General features: G+C 60.4%; 16 protein-coding genes. 7 read left to right on the top strand and 9 right to left on the bottom strand.

What is annotated here, in order from left to right; translation table 11 throughout:
• Positions 1-58: 58 nt before the first annotated feature.
• The 8 genes from JH25_RS06550 to JH25_RS06585 all read right to left on the bottom strand — a co-directional run bounded on the left by JH25_RS06550 (position 59) and on the right by JH25_RS06585 (position 8869).
• Entirely contained in the window at positions 59-1222 is a 1164-nt protein-coding gene (locus JH25_RS06550) for an ABC transporter ATP-binding protein (RefSeq protein ID WP_032879757.1), read from the bottom strand.
• Between the two features lie 2 nt (positions 1223-1224).
• On the bottom strand, positions 1225-2070 hold the full coding sequence (locus JH25_RS06555; protein ID WP_005790778.1) for a carbohydrate ABC transporter permease: 846 nt from the start codon (positions 2068-2070) through the stop codon (positions 1225-1227).
• A complete protein-coding gene (locus tag JH25_RS06560) occupies positions 2063-2971 on the bottom strand; it encodes a carbohydrate ABC transporter permease (RefSeq protein ID WP_003193765.1) in 909 nt (302 codons plus the stop codon). The genes JH25_RS06555 and JH25_RS06560 overlap by 8 nt, the downstream gene beginning before the upstream one ends.
• Before the next feature lie 166 nt (positions 2972-3137).
• Positions 3138-4424: an ABC transporter substrate-binding protein gene (locus JH25_RS06565; RefSeq protein WP_032879756.1), complete on the bottom strand. Its 1287-nt coding sequence runs from the start codon at positions 4422-4424 to the stop codon at positions 3138-3140.
• 104 nt (positions 4425-4528) lie between these two features.
• Complete coding sequence (locus JH25_RS06570; RefSeq protein ID WP_032879755.1) at positions 4529-5788, bottom strand: D-mannose isomerase; 1260 nt, start codon at positions 5786-5788, stop codon at positions 4529-4531.
• A 185-nt stretch (positions 5789-5973) separates the two neighbouring features.
• Entirely contained in the window at positions 5974-6798 is an 825-nt protein-coding gene (locus JH25_RS06575; protein ID WP_032879754.1) for an ATPase, read from the bottom strand.
• A 126-nt stretch (positions 6799-6924) separates the two neighbouring features.
• The gene (locus JH25_RS06580; RefSeq protein ID WP_032879753.1) at positions 6925-7923 is read right to left on the bottom strand and encodes an NAD-dependent epimerase/dehydratase family protein; all 999 of its coding nucleotides are present in this window, start codon (positions 7921-7923) and stop codon (positions 6925-6927) included.
• Positions 7924-7975: 52 nt separating this feature from the next.
• Positions 7976-8869 (bottom strand): LysR family transcriptional regulator ArgP, encoded by an 894-nt coding sequence (locus JH25_RS06585; protein ID WP_032879751.1) that lies wholly within the window; start codon positions 8867-8869, stop codon positions 7976-7978.
• A gap of 100 nt (positions 8870-8969) precedes the next feature.
• On the opposite strand from JH25_RS06585, the gene JH25_RS06590 reads away from it, so the two are divergent.
• The 6 genes from JH25_RS06590 (at position 8970) to JH25_RS06615 (ending at position 16131) form a co-directional block, all read left to right on the top strand.
• Positions 8970-9569, top strand: coding sequence for a LysE/ArgO family amino acid transporter (locus tag JH25_RS06590; protein WP_032879749.1), 600 nt, complete (start codon positions 8970-8972; stop codon positions 9567-9569).
• A 178-nt stretch (positions 9570-9747) separates the two neighbouring features.
• A complete protein-coding gene (locus JH25_RS06595) occupies positions 9748-10344 on the top strand; it encodes a superoxide dismutase (protein ID WP_003212997.1) in 597 nt (198 codons plus the stop codon).
• A 150-nt stretch (positions 10345-10494) separates the two neighbouring features.
• Complete coding sequence (locus JH25_RS06600; protein ID WP_146097885.1) at positions 10495-10704, top strand: hypothetical protein; 210 nt, start codon at positions 10495-10497, stop codon at positions 10702-10704.
• A 229-nt stretch (positions 10705-10933) separates the two neighbouring features.
• Positions 10934-12985, top strand: coding sequence for a putative bifunctional diguanylate cyclase/phosphodiesterase (locus JH25_RS06605; RefSeq protein WP_032879745.1), 2052 nt, complete (start codon positions 10934-10936; stop codon positions 12983-12985).
• A 126-nt stretch (positions 12986-13111) separates the two neighbouring features.
• Complete coding sequence (locus tag JH25_RS06610) at positions 13112-14440, top strand: imelysin family protein (protein WP_032879743.1); 1329 nt, start codon at positions 13112-13114, stop codon at positions 14438-14440.
• Between the two features lie 236 nt (positions 14441-14676).
• A complete protein-coding gene (locus JH25_RS06615) occupies positions 14677-16131 on the top strand; it encodes a TrkH family potassium uptake protein (RefSeq protein ID WP_032879741.1) in 1455 nt (484 codons plus the stop codon).
• On the opposite strand, the gene JH25_RS06620 is transcribed toward JH25_RS06615, so the two are convergent.
• Positions 16088-17146: an AraC family transcriptional regulator gene (locus JH25_RS06620; protein ID WP_032879739.1), complete on the bottom strand. Its 1059-nt coding sequence runs from the start codon at positions 17144-17146 to the stop codon at positions 16088-16090. The two genes, JH25_RS06615 and JH25_RS06620, sit on opposite strands and share 44 nt — an antisense overlap.
• A gap of 161 nt (positions 17147-17307) precedes the next feature.
• Here JH25_RS06620 and JH25_RS06625 point away from each other — a divergent pair, with 161 nt between their 5' ends.
• Positions 17308-17619, top strand: a complete 312-nt coding sequence (locus JH25_RS06625; RefSeq protein ID WP_005790802.1) for a DUF962 domain-containing protein — start codon at positions 17308-17310, stop codon at positions 17617-17619.
• The last annotated feature ends 283 nt before the right edge of the window (positions 17620-17902 follow it).

The raw sequence follows: 17902 nt of genomic DNA, 5'->3' as shown, positions 1-17902 counted from the left end.
TCTTCTTTTTCCTGTGGGAGCCGGGCTTGCCCGCGATGCAGGCGCCTCAGTCCTGCAGTTACAACGCGGTGACACCATCGCGGGCAAGCCCGGCTCCCACAGATGCCCCCAGTGAGCCAGCAGTCCCCAATCGCTCACCGGTCTTGGCGTCAAACAGCAACACCTTGGTCGGGTCGAATTGCAGCGTCAGGGTCTCGCCCACCTGCGGCGCGACGTCCGGCGCCAAGCGGCAGCAGACCTTGGTGTCGTTGAGCTGCACAAACACCAGCGTGTCCGGGCCGGTGGGCTCGGTCACCTGTACTTCGGCACGAATACTCGAGGAGCCATTGCCCTCGCCCGCCGCCAGCACGATCTGCTCCGGGCGCAGGCCGAGGATCACATCGCGGTCTTCAAGCCCGGCGTCGTTCATGCTCAGCGGCAGCTCGCAACGGGCCTGGCCGCTGTCCAGCAGCGCGACCAGACGACCGTCCTTGCGTTGCAGGCGCAAAGGCACGAAGTTCATCGGTGGTGAACCGATAAAGCTTGCCACAAACAGGTTGGCCGGGTCGTTATAGATTTCTTTCGGCGTGCCGAATTGTTGGATGATGCCGTCCTTCATCACCGCCACCTTGTCGCCCAGGGTCATCGCTTCGATCTGGTCGTGGGTGACGTAGACGGTGGTGGTTTTCAGACGCTGGTGCATCAGCTTCATTTCGGTGCGCATCTCGACGCGCAATTTGGCGTCGAGGTTGGACAGCGGTTCGTCGAACAGGTAGATCTTCGGCCGCCGCGCCAGCGCTCGGCCCATGGCCACACGCTGCTGCTGGCCACCGGACAGTTGGCCCGGCTTGCGGTTGAGCAGGTGTTCGATCTGCAGCAGCTTGGCCACGCGTGCGACTTCGGCGTCGATGTCGGCTTGCGGCATCTTGCGGATCTTCAGGCCGAATTCGATGTTCTCGCGCACGCTCATGGTCGGGTACAGCGCGTAGGACTGGAACACCATGGCGATGTCGCGGTCCTTGGGGCTCATGCCGCTGACATCCTGGTCGCCGATCATGATCGCGCCGCCGGTGATGGTCTCAAGGCCGGCGATGCAGTTCATCAGCGTGGACTTGCCGCACCCCGAAGGGCCGACCAGGATCAGGAATTCGCCTTCCTTGATCGACAGTTCGATGTTCTTCAAGGTGTCGGGCAGGCCGGCGCCGTAGGTTTTGTTTACATTGCGAAGTTCAAGCGTAGCCATGATTACCCCTTGACCGCGCCGGCCGTGAGGCCGCGCACGAAATACTTGCCTGCGATCACATAGACCAGCAGGGTCGGCAGCCCGGCGATCATCGCCGCCGCCATATCCACGTTATATTCCTTGGCCCCGGTGCTGGTGTTGACCAGGTTGTTCAGCGCCACCGTGATGGGCTGCGAGTCGCCGCTGGAGAACACCACGCCGAACAGGAAGTCGTTCCAGATCTGTGTGAACTGCCAGATCAGGCAGACCATGATGATCGGCGTCGACATCGGCAGAATGATCTGCCGGAAGATGGTGAAGAAACCCGCACCGTCCAGGCGTGCCGCCTTGATCAGCGCATCCGGGATGCTTACGTAGTAGTTACGGAAGAACAGCGTGGTGAACGCCAGGCCGTAGACCACGTGGATAAACACCAGGCCGGTGGTGGTGCTCGCCAGGCCCATCTTGCCGAGGGTGAACGACGCGGGCAGCAGCACGGTCTGGAACGGCAGGAAGCAGCCGAACAGCAACAATCCAAAGAACAGTTGCGAACCTCGGAAGCGCCAGAACGACAACACATAGCCATTCAAGGCCCCAATGGCGGTGGAAATCAGCACGGCTGGAACGGTGATCTTGATCGAGTTCCAGAAGTAACCATCCACAGTGGCCCAGGCCTTGACCCAGCCGATGCCACTGACCACGGTCGGCCAGCTCAGCAGGTTGCCGCTGCTGATGTCTTCGGGAGTCTTGAAGCTGGTGAGCAGCATCACCACCAGCGGCACCAGGTACAGCAGCACGGCGAGGATCAGCACCGCATAGATCGCGATACGACTCAGGCTGATGGCAGGTTTGGAGGCGAGACTAGTCATTACGTTTGGTCCTCAGCTCGGAGTAGAGGTACGGCACGATGATCGCGAGGATCGCACCGAGCATCAGGATTGCACTGGCCGAGCCCATGCCCATCTGGCCACGGCTGAAGGTGAACGAGTACATGAACATCGCCGGCAGATCGGACGAATAGCCCGGGCCACCCGCGGTCATCGCCGCCACCAGGTCGAAGCTCTTGATCGCAATGTGCGCCAGGATCATCACTGCACTGAAGAACACCGGACGCAGGCTTGGCAGCACCACGCTCCAATAGATGCGCGGCAGGCTGGCACCGTCGATCTGGGCGGCGCGGATGATCGATTGATCAACCCCACGCAGGCCAGCCAGGAACATCGCCATGATAAAGCCCGAGGCTTGCCACACAGCGGCGATCACCAGGCAGTAGACCACGCGGTCGGGGTCGATCAGCCAGTCGAGACGGAAGCCTTCCCAGCCCCAATCCCGCAGAAGTTTGTCCAGGCCCATGCCCGGGTTGAGCAGCCATTTCCAGGCGGTACCGGTGACGATCATCGAAAGCGCCATCGGGTACAGGTAAATGGTGCGGATAAAGCCTTCGCGGCGGATTTTCTGGTCGAGGAAAATCGCCAGCAGCACACCGATCACCAGGGTGATGCCGATGAACATGCCGCCGAATACGGCCAGGTTCTTGCTCGCCACCCACCAGCGGTCGTTGTCGAACAGCCGCTGATACTGCGCCAGGCCCGCCCATTTGTAGCTGGGCAGGAACGTGGAAGTGGTGAACGACAGCACGAACGTCCACAGGATGTAGCCGTAAAAGCCTACCAGCACGATGAACATGCTCGGCGCCAGCACCAGTTTGGGTAGCCAGCGTTGCAGCACATCGAACGGCGAGGCCTTGCTGAACACAGCAACAGAACTCATGGGAAAATCCACTACAGGGAAAAAGGACTACAAGGTGAGTCTCTTGTCGAACGCGGTTTGTGTGGGAGCTGGCTCGCCTGCGATGGCATCACCTCGGTGTCACCGGTACACCGAGTTGTCTGCATCGCGGGCAAGCCCGGCTCCCACAAAAATCCGCTACCAAGTGTTACTTGGCCGACTTGATCGCAGCACCCAGCTTCTTGGCGGTGTCGGCCGGGTCGGCTTTCGGGTCGTTGATGTAGTTGGTCACTACGTCAAAGAACGCACCTTGCACCGCCAGGGTAGTGGCCATGTTGTGCGCCATGCTTGGCTGCAGGCCGCCCGTCTTGGCGTCGGTCAGGAAGTCCTTGGCGGCGGTCTGGGCGCAGGAGTCGAAGCCGTAGGAATCCATCTTGGTCAGCATGTCGTTACGCACAGGGATCGAGCCCTTGTTGATGCTGAACACTTTCTGGAAGTTTTCACCCAGCACGACTTTGGCGATGTCCTGCTGGCCAGCAGCAGTGCCTTTGTCTTTCTGCTTGAACACCGCCAGGGAGTCGATGTTGTAGGTGAAAGCTTTGTCGGTGCCCGGGAACGCTACGCACTCGTAGTCCTTGCCGGCGACTTTCTTGGCGGCAGTCCACTCGGACTTGGCCCAGTCACCCATGATCTGCATACCGGCCTTGCCGTTGATGACCTTGCCGGCTTCGAGGTTCCAGTCCTGGCCTTTGCCGTCGACATCCATGTAGGTCGCGACTTTCTTCAGCTCGGTGAGTGCCTTGACCATTTCCGGGCCGGTCAGCGCGCCGTTATCCAGGTCGACCAGGGCTTTCTTGTAGCCATCAGCCCCCATGACCGAGAGCACTACCGCTTCGAAAACGGTGCTGTCCTGCCAAGGCTGGCCGCCGTGGGCAAGCGCAATGAAACCTGCAGCTTTGAGCTTGTCGCCGGCTGCGTAGAATTCTTCGAGGGTGGTTGGGTTCTTGGTGATACCGGCTTTCTTGAAGACTTCCGGGTTGATCCACAGCCAGTTCACGCGGTGAATATTCACCGGTACGGCTACGTAGTCACCGTCGTACTTCACGGTGTCGGAGACTTTCTTGTCGAGCAGGGAATCCCACTTTTCTTCTTTGGCGACGTCTTTGAGCACGTCGGTATCGAGCAGGCCAGTGGACGCCCATTCCTGAATGTCGGGGCCTTTGATCTGGGCTACGCCCGGTGGGTTGCCGGCAACCGCACGGCTTTTCAGCACGGTCATGGCCGTGGCGCCACCGCCACCTGCAACGGCACCGTCTTTCCAGGTGAAGCCGTCTTTCTCAACTTGGGCCTTCAGGACATCCACAGCCGCTTTTTCACCACCGGAAGTCCACCAATGCACCACTTCCACCGTACCTTTGGAGTCGGCGGCAAATGCACTGAGGGGAAACAACGAGGCAATGGAAATAGCGACGGCGAGGCGATTAATCGCGTTCATCTGAGTACCTTTTCTTGTTGTTATGCATGCAAGTCTAGAGCTTGCGCTGCACGGAGTTTAAACAGGGATTTTCCAGGCGCAGGTAACAAAGGGACGCACAAATGTCACCACTTGGTGACATAACGCCCGTTGCCCAATGCACTGGCCAGGCTGGGTGCCAAGGGTAACGCAGGCAGCACGACCGCTTGCCAGGCATGGTACAGATCAGGTTTGCCGCCCCAGATTTTGCTGCTGGGTTGGTTGTGCGGGCTGAGTTCGTGGTGCCAACTGCCATGGAGCCGATCGATGAAGTGGGTTTCACAAAACTCCCAGATGCGTCGATACCAGATCTCGTAATGCAGTTCACCGGTACGTTTGAGCAGTGCCTGAGCAGCGGCGCTGGCTTCTGCGTGGGTCCAGTGCAAGCGCTCGCGTACAACCGGGCGCCGACTCCAATCCAACGTGTAGACAATGCCCGGTGCACCATCCACGGCCCAGGCATATTCACAGGCGCTGGCAAACAGCCCTTTGGCGTCGTCAACCAACCAAGCCGGCGTATCCAGCCCGGCCTGCAGGCGCGCAGCTTCCAGGTGCAGTAGCAGCCGCGCCCATTCGAAACCGTGCCCGGGGGTGATGCCGTAGGGGCGAAACCCATCAGCGGGGTTATCTTCGTTGTAGCCCAGTAGAGGTTTCCACTGCGCATCAAAGTGCTCGATCACCATGAACTGGTTGCTGGCGGCGTGGGTGTGGATCACCCGCTCGACGATGCGCAGCGCACGGTCCAGCCAACGGCTGTCAGCGGTGACATCGGCCAGGGCCAGGAAGGCCTCGGTGGCGTGCATGTTGCTGTTGGCGCCGCGATAGCCTTCGACACCACTCCAGTCTTGGGCGAAAGATTCAAGCATGACGCCCTCCTCCTCGCTCCAGAAGAACTGGTCGATGATATGAATGGCGTCGTTCAACAAGGTTTGCGCACCCGGCGCGCCAGCCACCACCGCAGAGCTGGCGGCCAGGGCCACGAATGCATGCAGGTACGCTGCTTTGCCGGTGTTGCCATCCAGGGCTTGGGGCGCGGCGAACCAGCCACCGTGCTCACTGTCGCGCAGCGGGCCGCTGAGAGCCGTCACGCCATGCGCCACCAGCTCGGCATAACCGGGCAGCCCCATCGCATGGGCCATGGCGAAGCTGTGGGTCATACGGGCGGTGTTCATGGTTTCGGCGCGGGCATCGGCGGGCAACTGGCCTTTATCGTCGAGGTTGCCGAACCCGTCCGGCAGGCGCGATGCCTTGGCGAACGCCAACAGGCGCTGGCCTTCAGCGGCGAGCCAGGCGTGGTGGGCAGGTGCGTTCAGCCAACTGCTGGCAGGCAGTGGATGGGTGGTCATGGGTGGCCCTTATTGTTTTTTGTGGGATGACCGGAGTCTAAACAAGGGCGCGGTAGGGGCAAGTAACGAAGGGGAGAAGAAATGTCACTATCTGGTGACAATCAATCTCCAAGTGAAAATCCAAAATGTGGGAGGGGGCTTGCTCCCTCCTACATTTAGATCTCATTCAAAGGCCATAACTTCGTTCATTGACCCAGCGGTGTGGCCGCAGCAGGCGCATTGAGGCGCTGGTTCAGATTCTGCACCTGGCTCTGCAAGGTGGTGATATTGCGCGTGGTCTGGATGCGGAACACATCAAACTCCTTGTTGGTCGGCGCATCGACGTTGGCAGGCTGGTTTTCCTGGGCACTCTTGAGTACCAGCAAATCCTGCTCAAGACGGGCGATGGCGGCGCCTGGATTGCCCTGCTTCTTCAAGGCTGCCACATCAGTGGACAAGTCCTTGATCTCACCTTGGGCCGCCTTGAGGCTGGCGACAGCGTCGGTCAGGGCCTGCACCTGGCCTTGCAGCTTGGCATTGGCAGCCGTCAGTTCGGTGGTACTGGCGCTCATCTGGGCCAGGCGACTGTCCAGCTCGGTGGCTTGGCCGGCGACGCCCAACTGTTGCTTGCCCTGCTCCTGCAACTGGGCTTGCAACTGCTTGATCTGCAATTTCAGCGCCTCGCTGCCGTTGTTCACGCTGGCTTCGCTGGCCACGACCTTGCCGGAAATATCCTGCAGGCGCCCCGCCGCTTCCTCGCTGATGCGGGCGAAGCTTTCCTGGGTGGCGACCAGCTGCTGGCCCATCAGGGAAATCTGCTGGAAGCTCCACCAGGCCAGGCCGGCGAAAGCAATCAGCAATGCGCCTACCAACGCCCACAACGGGCCGGTGCTGGCACTTTTAACTTTGACCACTGGTGTGGTTCGCGAGCGCACCGAAGTGGCGGCAGTCGGCACGAAATCATCGTCGTCCCCGAGGTCTGCCCGCAGGCTGGGCACGTTGTCGAAGTCGTCTTTTGCATCGTTACGCATGAATCTACCTTGAATCAATGAGGTGGCTGCTCAGAGGCCGAGCGGCGCAAGTATAAACCGTGCTCCAGACGCATAGGTCGACACGGTCCGGCGAATTCGGTTCCCGATGTGTTGCTGGTTATGAACTTACTTGAGGCCCGGATCCTGGGCTTTCCACCAACTGCAGAACTCATCGAGCGCGGCCCACAGGGTGACCTTGGGGTCGTAGTCCAGATAATGCCTGGCACGGCTGATGTCGAGGGTGAAATCTTTGTTCATCACCTGCATGCCCAAACGCGATAACGAAGGCTCCGGCCGCCCCGGCCACATCGCACAGAACGCCTCATTCAAGGCCGCCACGCTGTAGGACAAACCGTAAGACCGATAACGGGTCACTTGGGGCAGCTCCATTTGCCGCATCACATAATTGACCACATCCCATATAGGCACCGGTGCGCCGTTACTGATGTTGTACGCCTTGCCCAGCGCCGAGCCGGGTGCGAGCAGGCTGCTGAGCAACGCTTCATTGAGGTTGTGCACGCTGGTGAAGTCGACCTTGTTCAGGCCGTCGCCGACAATGGCCAGGCGGTTCTTGCGCTGCATCTTCAACAGCCGCGGGAAGATGCTCATGTCGCCGGCACCGGTGACAAAACGCGGGCGCAACGCCAACACCTCAAGACCGAACTCCTGGGCACCGAAGACCTTCTGCTCGGCCAGGTATTTGGTGGCGGCATAAGGATGCTTGAAACGCTTGGGCACCTGCTCTTCGGTGATGCCTGAATGGTCGCGGCCGTCGAAGTAGATCGACGGCGACGACAGGTGCACCAGGCGCCCCACGCGCTGCTTGAGGCAGGCTTCGACCACGTTTTCAGTGACCAGCACATTGCCTTGGTGAAAGTCCTGATACTTGCCCCACAACCCGACGGCGCCGGCGCAATGCACCACGGCTTCAACGTCGCGGCACAGGTCACGCACCAGGTCGGCATCATTCAAGTCACCCTGGATAAACTCGGCACCGCGCCGAACCAGGTGTTCGACACCCTCGGCGCGTCGCCCGTTGACCCGCACATCCAGGCCCTGTTCAAGGGCAAAACGCGCAAAGCGCCCGCCGATGAAGCCGCTTGCGCCGGTGACCAGAATTTTCATGTAGTACTCCGTGTTCTTTCGTTTTTCATCGCTGTGGCCTTGACGCCCGCCATCACTTCAACGGCACCAACCAGTGGCCACAAACCTGGGCCAGATGGTCGGTCAACAAGCCCAACAGTTGCCCGCCACTGCGCCAATGATGCCAGTACAGCGGCACATCGATGGGCTTATCTGGCAATAACTCCACCAATACGCCGGTTTCCATCTGGTCGCGCACCTGTAACTCGGGCACCAGGCCCCACCCAAGACCGGCTTCCGTCAGGCGAATAAAACCTTCGGACGACGGGCATAGATGGTGCTCAAAACCTCCGTTCACCCCGAGGGAAGCCAGGTAACGGTGTTGCAGGAAATCATCCGGGCCGAACACCAGCGCCGGCGTGCGCGCCAATTGATCGGCGCGCACGCCCGCCGGGAAATGCCGGGCAATAAACGCCGGGCTGGCCAGCGCCCGATAACGCATGGCGCCCAGTAACAGGCTGCGAGCACCGGCCACCGGGCGCTCGCTGGCACAGATACAGGCCGCAACCTCACCGGCGCGCATACGCTTGAGGCCCACGGTCTGGTCTTCGACCACCAGGTCCAGCAGCAAGTGCTGTTCGGCGCAGAAGTCGCTGATGGCCTCGGCCCACCATGTGGCCAGGCTGTCGGCATTCAGGGCGATGCGCAAGCGCTCGGGCATACCCTCCTCGTCCAGCGCCGGCACCTGGCTTTGCAGGTCACGCTCCAGCAAACGCACCTGTTGCACATGGTTGAGCAGGCGTCGGCCGATGTCGGTCGGGGTTGGGGGCGAGGCCCGTACCAGCACCGGCTGCCCGATACGCGCCTCCAGCAGCTTGATGCGCTGGGAGATCGCCGACTGCGACAGCCCCAGCACCTGGGCACCGCGCTCGAAGCCGGCTTGTTCCACCACCGCCGCCAGGGCGGAAAGCAACTTATAGTCGAACATCAGTTTTCCTAATGAGCGATCAGCAATATTGGTTTTTCTTATACAGGTCCGACCCGCACCATAGCCAGCATCGTTTAAGCATCAACAAGGATCCTTCAGTATGTGGCAGAGCTATATGAACGGCTTGCTGGTGGCCCTCGGGCTGATCATGGCAATCGGCACCCAGAACGCGTTCGTCCTCGCGCAAAGCCTGCGCCGCGAGCATCACTTGCCCGTCGCGGCATTGTGCGTGATCTGCGATGCGCTGCTGGTGGCCGCCGGGGTGTTCGGCCTGGCCACCGTGCTGGCCCAGAGCCCGATACTGCTTGCGGTGGCACGCTGGGGCGGCGCAGCGTTCCTGCTGTGGTATGGCGCATGTGCGCTACGCCGGGCCTGTTCGAAACAAAGCCTGGATCAGGATGCCACTCTCAAGACCCGCTCATTGCGCGCGGTCCTGTTGAGCGCGCTGGCGGTGACCCTGCTAAATCCCCATGTGTACCTGGACACCGTGCTGCTGATCGGTTCCCTGGGCGCGCAACAAACGCAGCCGGGGGCTTACGTGGCCGGTGCCGCCAGCGCTTCGTTCCTGTGGTTCACCACCCTGGCACTCGGCGCGGCGTGGCTGGCACCCTGGCTCGCACGCCCGGCCACCTGGCGCCTGCTGGACTTGCTGGTGGCGGTGATGATGTTCTCGGTGGCCTACCAATTGATCAGCGCCTGACCAATAGTTGAAAACGCGCTGGAACCTCTATCCCACACAGTTGTTGCGTGGTTATGCCGCACCCCCGGTGCTATGATCGGCCCCCTGCGCCGCAAAGAGTACAAACTCCCCGGCGCATGTTTGGCCGCCCGTGATCGGCCTTGCGCTCACCGCAACTGACCTGATTAGGAGAATCATCATGGCTTTCGAATTGCCGCCGCTGCCCTACGCACACGATGCCCTGCAGCCGCACATCTCCAAGGAAACCTTGGAATACCACCACGACAAGCACCACAACACCTATGTCGTGAACCTGAACAACCTGGTGCCTGGCACCGAGTTCGAAGGCAAGACCCTGGAAGAAATCGTCAAGTCTTCCTCGGGCGGCATCTTCAACAACGCCGCTCAGGTCTGGAACCACACCTTCTACTGGAACTGCCTGGCGCCAAACGCCGGCGGCCAACCAACCGGCGCACTGGCTGAGGCCATCAACGCCGCGTTCGGTTCGTTCGACAAGTTCAAGGAAGAGTTCACCAAGACGTCCGTCGGCACCTTCGGTTCCGGTTGGGGCTGGCTGGTGAAAAAGGCTGACGGTTCCCTGGCCCTGGCCAGCACCATCGGCGCCGGCAACCCGCTGACCAGCGGCGACACCCCGCTGCTGACCTGCGACGTATGGGAACACGCCTACTACATCGACTACCGCAACGTGCGTCCAAAGTATGTGGAAGCGTTCTGGAACCTGGTCAACTGGAAGTTCGTGGCTGAGCAGTTCGAAGGCAAGACCTTCACTGCCTAAGCAGCGCGTTCAGTAAAAAGAGCCCGGCGATTGCCGGGCTTTTTTGTGCTCGCCAGGCAGACCGCCCAGAAATAGCGGAACTCAACAGTAACAATTCACCACACAAACGCCAGGAGGAATAAACCTCCTAAACCAATGTGGAGAATGACGATGGATCCTATTTCGATGGCAGCAGGGGTTATGGGTGCAATCCCAATGGTGGCGGGTATTGCTGATAAAGGGATGGATCTGGCAAACGGCGCAATGGGCGCGGGACACAAAGTCCTGGACATGGCAAACAAAGTCCTGGACATGGTCGGTGAAGGCGCCAGGATCGGTGGGGAACAGCCAAAGCCCCAGGGTCAGATCAATTTTTCTTAAATCGTCACCCACTCGAAGGCGGATCTCCTCCGCCTTCTCTCCTGCCGAGCGTGCAGCCCCTAGCCTTTCCTGTTTACGACAAGCCCGAATATCCGCGGGCGCCCACCTGCGTTTATCCAGCTCAAACCTCAATTGAGCTCAGCCCCCAATGTCCCTTTGACTGCCATCCTCAGATTGCCAATACTCATGGCATATTGACGGCCACCCGCATGAGACAAGGAATGCCCCTTTGAAGCTGGAACTCAAAAACAGCTTGTCGGTGAAGTTGCTACGGGTTGTGCTGCTGTCGGCCTTGATCGTCGGCGTGGCGTTGAGCGTGGCGCAGATTGTTTTTGATGCCTACAAGACGCGCCAGGCTGTGGCTGGCGATGCGCAACGTATCCTCGACATGTTTCGCGACCCCTCGACCCAGGCCGTCTACAGCCTGGACCGCGAGATGGGTATGCAAGTGATCGAAGGGTTGTTCCAGGACGACGCCGTGCGCATGGCCTCCATCGGTCATCCCAACGAGACCATGCTGGCGGAAAAAAGCCGCGCGTTACAGCAATCCCCCAGCCGCTGGTTGACCGACCTGATTCTGGGCCAGGAACGCTCCTTTACCACCGCATTGGTCGGCAAAGGCCCCTACAGCGAATATTACGGCGACCTCAGTATCACCCTGGATACCGCCACCTATGGCAGAGGTTTTCTGGTCAGCTCGGTCATCATCTTTATCTCGGGCGTATTGCGCGCCCTGGCCATGGGGCTGGTGCTGTACCTGGTGTATCACTGGATGCTGACCAAACCGCTGTCACGGATTATCCAGCACCTGACATCGATCAACCCGGACCGCCCCAGCGCACACAAGATCCCTCAGCTCAAGGGCCACGAACGCAACGAACTGGGGCAGTGGATAAACACCGCCAACCAGTTGCTCGAGTCCATCGAGCGCAATACCCACCTGCGCCACGAGGCCGAATCCAGCCTGTTGCGCATGGCCCAATATGACTTCCTGACCGGCCTGCCCAACCGCCAGAAGCTGCAGGAACAGCTGGACAAGATCCTCACTGACGCCGGCCGCAGGCAGCGCCGGGTGGCGGTCTTGTGCGTTGGGCTGGATGATTTCAAGAGCGTCAACGAACAATTCACCTACCAGGCCGGCGACAAACTGCTACTGGCCCTGGCCGATCGCCTGCGCGCCCACAGCGGACGCCTCGGCACGCTTGCCCGCTTGGGCGGCGACCAGTTCGCCCTGGTGCAGGCCGATATCGACCAGCCTTACGAAGCCGCCGAACTGGCGCAAAGCATTTTGGATGACCTGGAGGCGGAGTTCGCACTTGAGCATGACCTGATCAGGCTGCGTGCCACCATCGGCATCACGCTATTCCCTGAAGATGGCGACAGCACCGAGAAGTTGCTGCAAAAAGCCGAGCAGACCATGACCCTGGCCAAGAGCCGCTCGCGCAACCGCTATCAGTTCTACATCGCCAGCGTCGACAGCGAAATGCGCCGGCGCCGCGAATTGGAAAAGGACCTGCGCGATGCGCTGAGCCGCGACCAGTTCCACCTGGTGTACCAGCCGCAAATCAGCTACCGCGACCATCGCGTAGTCGGCGTAGAGGCCCTGTTGCGCTGGCAACACCCGGAACACGGCCTGGTACCGCCGGATCTGTTTATTCCGCTGGCGGAACAGAACGGCACCATCATCCCGATCGGCGAATGGGTGCTGGACCAGGCGTGCCGGCAACTGCGCGAATGGCACGATCAGGGCTTCACCACGCTGCGCATCGCCGTCAACCTGTCCACCGTGCAACTGCACCACACCGAGTTGCCGCGGGTGGTCAACAACCTGATGCAGATCTATCGCTTGCCGCCCCGCAGCCTGGAACTGGAAGTGACCGAGACCGGCCTGATGGAAGACATCAGCACCGCCGCCCAGCACCTGCTGAGCCTGCGTCGCTCCGGGGCGCTGATCGCCATTGATGACTTCGGCACCGGTTATTCATCCCTGAGCTACCTGAAAAGCTTGCCGCTGGACAAGATCAAGATCGACAAAAGCTTCGTCCAGGACCTGCAGGATGATGACGATGACGCAACGATCGTGCGCGCCATTATCCAACTGGGCAAAAGCCTGGGTATGCAAGTAATTGCCGAAGGCGTGGAGACCGCCGAACAAGAGGCGTACATCATCTCCGAAGGCTGCCATGAGGGTCAGGGTTATCACTACAGCAAACCGCTGCAGGCGCGGGAGTTGGCGGCTTATTTGAAGCAGTCCGAGCGCAATAGCGCGGTGAGTCTGTGAATTAACCAACCAATACCAAATATTTCCCGCGTATAAGCCTTTACACAAAATGCAAATCTTTCGCATTATGTCGCAGCTTTTGCGCTCCCCGCGCGCCCTATTCACACTCGAAGCAGGATGTTCGCCATGATTCGTATGCCCCTGGCCACCGCCAGTCTGCTGGCCATTGCCATTTCTCTCGCCGGTTGTGGCGAAGGTAAAGACAAGGCCGCCGCGCCTCAAGCACCCGCCGCCGCCAGCACAACCGCACCGGCTGCCGGCCAGGTCGACGAAGCAGCCGCCAAGGCGGTTGTCGCGCACTACGCAGACATGGTGTTTGCGGTATACAGCGATGCCGAATCCACCGCAAAAACCCTGCAGACCGCGGTCGATACCTTCCTCGCCAACCCGAACGACGAAACCCTGAAAGCGGCCCGTACCGCCTGGATCGCCGCGCGCGTCCCGTACCTGCAAAGTGAAGTGTTCCGCTTCGGCAACACCATCATCGACGACTGGGAAGGTCAAGTGAACGCCTGGCCCCTGGACGAAGGCTTGATCGACTACGTCGACAAGTCCTACGAGCATGCCCTGGGTAACCCGGGCGCCAACGCCAACATCATTGCCAACAGCGAGATCCAGGTCGGCGAAGACAAGATCGACGTCAAGGAAATCACCCCGGAAAAACTCGCCAGCCTCAATGAGCTGGGCGGTTCCGAGGCGAACGTTGCCACCGGCTACCACGCCATCGAATTCCTGCTCTGGGGCCAGGACCTCAACGGCACCGGCCCAGGCGCGGGCAACCGTCCGGCCTCTGACTACCTGACGGGTGACGGTGCCACCGGCGGTCACAATGAGCGCCGCCGCACTTACCTGCGCGCAGTGACTCAACTGCTGGTCAGCGACCTGGAAGAAATGGTCGGCAACTGGAAACCCAACGTCGAAGACAACTACCGCGCCACCCTGGAGTCGGATCCGGCTACCGACGGCCTGCGTAAAATGCTGTTCGGCATGGGCAGCCTGTCTTTGGGCGAGCTGGCCGGCGAGCGCATGAAGGTGTCCCTGGAAGCCAATTCGCCGGAAGACGAACATGATTGCTTCAGCGATAACACCCACAACTCGCAGTTCTACGACGCCAAGGGCATCCGCAACGTTTATCTGGGTGAATACACCCGCGTTGACGGCACCAAGCTGACCGGCGCCAGCCTGTCGTCCCTGGTAGCCAAGGCCGATCCGGCTGCCGATGCCGCCCTCAAGGCGGACCTGGCGGCAACCGAAGCGAAGATCCAGGTCATGGTCGACCGCGCCAACGCCGGCGAGCACTACGACCAGTTGATCGCCGCAGGCAACGACAAGGGCAACCAGATCGTACGCGACGCGATTGCCGCCCTGGTCAAGCAGACCGGTTCGATCGAGGCCGCTGCCGGCAAGCTGGGCATCGGTGACCTGAACCCGGACAGCGCTGATCACGAGTTCTGATCCCTGCGGTACTGAAAAAGGCGACCTTGTGGGAGGGGCGGTGCGACGGTTCGACTTGCTCCCGATAGCGGTGGATCAGCAGATACATTCTGCTCTGATCAGCTGCTATCGGGAGCAAGTCGAACCGTCGCACCGCCCCTCCCACATTTTGCTGCGTATAACCTCAAGCACTCTGGTTTACATGCCCAGCACCGTCGGTAGAATGGCGCCTCTGCCCAATCACCCGAGCGAACTTCATGGCGTTGCCGACCCTACGTATCATCGGTTTCATCATCGGCATCTTCCTGATCACCCTTGCCGTCGCCATGGTCATCCCGATGGCCACCCTGGTGATCTTCGAACGCACCAGCGACCTGCCCTCATTCCTGTGGGCCAGCCTGATCACCTTTATCGCCGGGTTGGCCCTGGTCATCCCCGGTCGCCCGGAGCATGTGCACTTGCGCCCCCGGGACATGTACCTGCTGACCGTCAGCAGTTGGGTGGTGGTGTGCATCTTCGCCGCCCTGCCCTTTTTGCTGACCCAGCACATCAGCTACACCGACTCGTTCTTTGAAAGCATGTCCGGCATCACCGCCACCGGCTCCACCGTGCTGAGCGGCCTGGACAGCATGTCGCCGGGCATCCTGATGTGGCGTTCGCTGCTGCACTGGCTCGGCGGTATCGGCTTTATCGGCATGGCGGTGGCGATCCTGCCGCTGCTGCGTATTGGAGGTATGCGCCTGTTCCAGACCGAATCCTCGGACCGCTCGGAAAAGGTCATGCCCCGCTCGCACATGGTGGCGCGGCTGATCGTGGCGGCGTATGTGGGCATCACCATCCTCGGCAGCCTGGCATTCTGGTGGGCCGGAATGGGTTTGTTCGATGCGATCAACCACGCAATGTCGGCGATTTCCACCGGCGGGTTCTCCACCTCGGATGAGTCCCTCGCGCACTGGAAACAACCGGCCGTGCACTGGGTCGCGGTGGTGGTGATGATCCTCGGCAGCTTGCCGTTCGCCCTGTATGTGGCCACGTTGCGCGGCAACCGTCGAGCGCTGATCAAGGACCAGCAGGTGCAAGGCTTGCTCGGCCTATTGCTCGTGACCTGGCTGGTGCTCGGCACCTGGTACTGGTGGACCACCGACCTGCATTGGCTCGATGCCTTGCGCCATGTGGCGCTGAATGTGACTTCGGTAATGACGACCACCGGATTTGCACTGGGGGACTACAGCCTGTGGGGCAACTTCTCACTGATGCTGTTCTTTTACCTGGGCTTTATCGGCGGCTGCTCGGGCTCCACGGCCGGCGGCATCAAGATCTTCCGTTTCCAGGTCGCCTATATCCTGCTCAAGGCCAACTTGAACCAGTTGATCCACCCACGTGCGGTGATCAAGCAAAAGTACAACGGTCATCGCCTCGACGAAGAAATTGTGCGGTCGATCCTGACCTTTTCATTTTTCTTTGCCATTACCATCTGCACCATCGCCCTGGCCTTGTCACTGCTGGGCGTGGACTGGATGACCGCGCTGACCGGTGCCGCCAGCACCGTGTCCGGCGTCGGCCCGGGCCTGGGTGAAACCATCGGCCCGGCCGGCAACTTCGCCACCCTGCCGGATGCAGCCAAGTGGATTCTGTCGCTGGGCATGCTGCTGGGTCGACTGGAGATCATTACCGTGTTTGTGCTGTGTATTCCGGCATTTTGGCGCCACTGACCGACGACATTTCCTGCAGCCGTGCCCGGTACTCGCCGGGCGTGGCATTGAACCAGCGGCGAAACGCGCGGAAGAAGTTGCTCGGGTCGGCGAACCCCAGCAGGTAGGCAATTTCCAGCAAGGTCATGTTTGGCTGCGCCAGGTATTGCTCGGCCAGCTCGCGGCGGGTGTCATCGAGCAAGGCCTGGAAACTGGTGCCCTCCTCCTGCAAACGTCTTTGCAAGGTACGTTGGGACAGATGCAGTGTCTGGGCCACCGCTTCGCGCTTGGGCTCCCCCTGGGGCAACAGGCGGCACAACACCTGTCGCGCGTTGTGGGTGACGCGACTTTCAGAGAAACGCGCCAGGTATTCACCGGCAAAACGATCATGCAATAGCGCCATGGCCTCGTTGGCCGTGGGCAGCGGTGCATCCATGTCGGCTTGCTCGAAGATCAGCGCGTCATAGGGCGCATTGAATTGCAGCGGCGCATGGAAGGCCTGTTTGTACGGCGCCAGGTCCGCTGGTTGATCGCCCTGCAGCAGCACTTTGCGCGGTTGCAGGGTGCGCCCGGTAAGCCAGCCGCACAGCGCCAGCGCACTGGCCAGCGAGGCTTCGGCGCTTTGCCGGGTCGGCGGCAGATGATCGCCATGCACTGTCAGAATCAACGCATAGCCTTCGGGTAAGAGTCGGAAGCTCAAGTCGGCGCTTTCGGCGATGATGCGCTGGTAGCGCACCAATCGCATAAAGCCTTCAGCCAGAGTGTTGCTGGACATCAGTGCATAACCGGCAACATGGAACGAGGCCGGCCGCACCACCTTGCCCATGTTCAAGCCAATCGCCGGGTTGCCTGACACCTCCACCGCCCGCTGCCACAGGCGGGTCATGGAATCCTGGGGAAAACGCGCGTCCGGGTCACTGAGGGCGGCATAGTCCAGGCCCAGTTGCTTGAACAACGCACGGCAATCCAGGCCGTCCATTTCCAACGCCTTGACTATCCCCATCGCCCAGCTTGCAGAAGTTGTTCGTTCGCTCATGGCGTCTTCTTATTGAAAGCAGGCTCAAACGGCAGCCAGGAAGCCAAGGATACTAAAGTGGCATCTATTGTCACTGGCTGATACCACTGATCACTCTAGACTCAAATAAGCTCCCCGCCGAACACCTGTTGGGCGGCACAACAACCAGAGGGCCGGCCACCGTGGAAAACACCAGGAAATTCAACAGCTTTGCCGAGTTTTACCCGTACTACCTGAGCGAACATGGCAACAGCACCTGCCGGCGCTTGCATTTCATCGGCACCACCCTGGTGATCGGTATCCTCGCGTACGCCATAGGCCGGGGGTCACTGCTCCTGTTGCTGGCCTTGCCAATCGCTGGCTACACCTTTGCCTGGATTGGCCACTTCTTTTTCGAAAAGAACCGTCCGGCGACCTTTCAGCACCCGTTCTATAGCTTGCTGGGGGATTTCGTGATGTACCGCGACATGATCCTGGGCAAGGTACCGTTCTAGGGGGCGTTCTCAATTAGTTTCCCCGTCGCGCCGGGCGACAACGCGGCGGGGAAACTAATTGAGAACGCCCCTAGGTGTGACCTCATGTCACTTGCGTCGCAAGTATGAAAAATTGTGCATCCGCCGAGATAAAAGTCTTTTTGTCATTTACGGTGCTGTATCCTGCCAAGGCTTTTTGAGAGCGCGCAATCACCTGCGATTGAAAACAGACCTTGCGAGGAGCGACGACGATGCACGAGATACCTAATCTCCCCTTCCCAAGCCTGCACCCAACCGAGCAGCC

Source organism: Pseudomonas sp. BRG-100 (assembly GCF_000737955.1).
GTDB classification, from domain to species: Bacteria; Pseudomonadota; Gammaproteobacteria; order Pseudomonadales; family Pseudomonadaceae; genus Aquipseudomonas; species Aquipseudomonas synxantha_A.
Note: the sequence above shows the minus strand (reverse complement) of the source record. Positions and strands in the feature narration are given on the sequence as shown.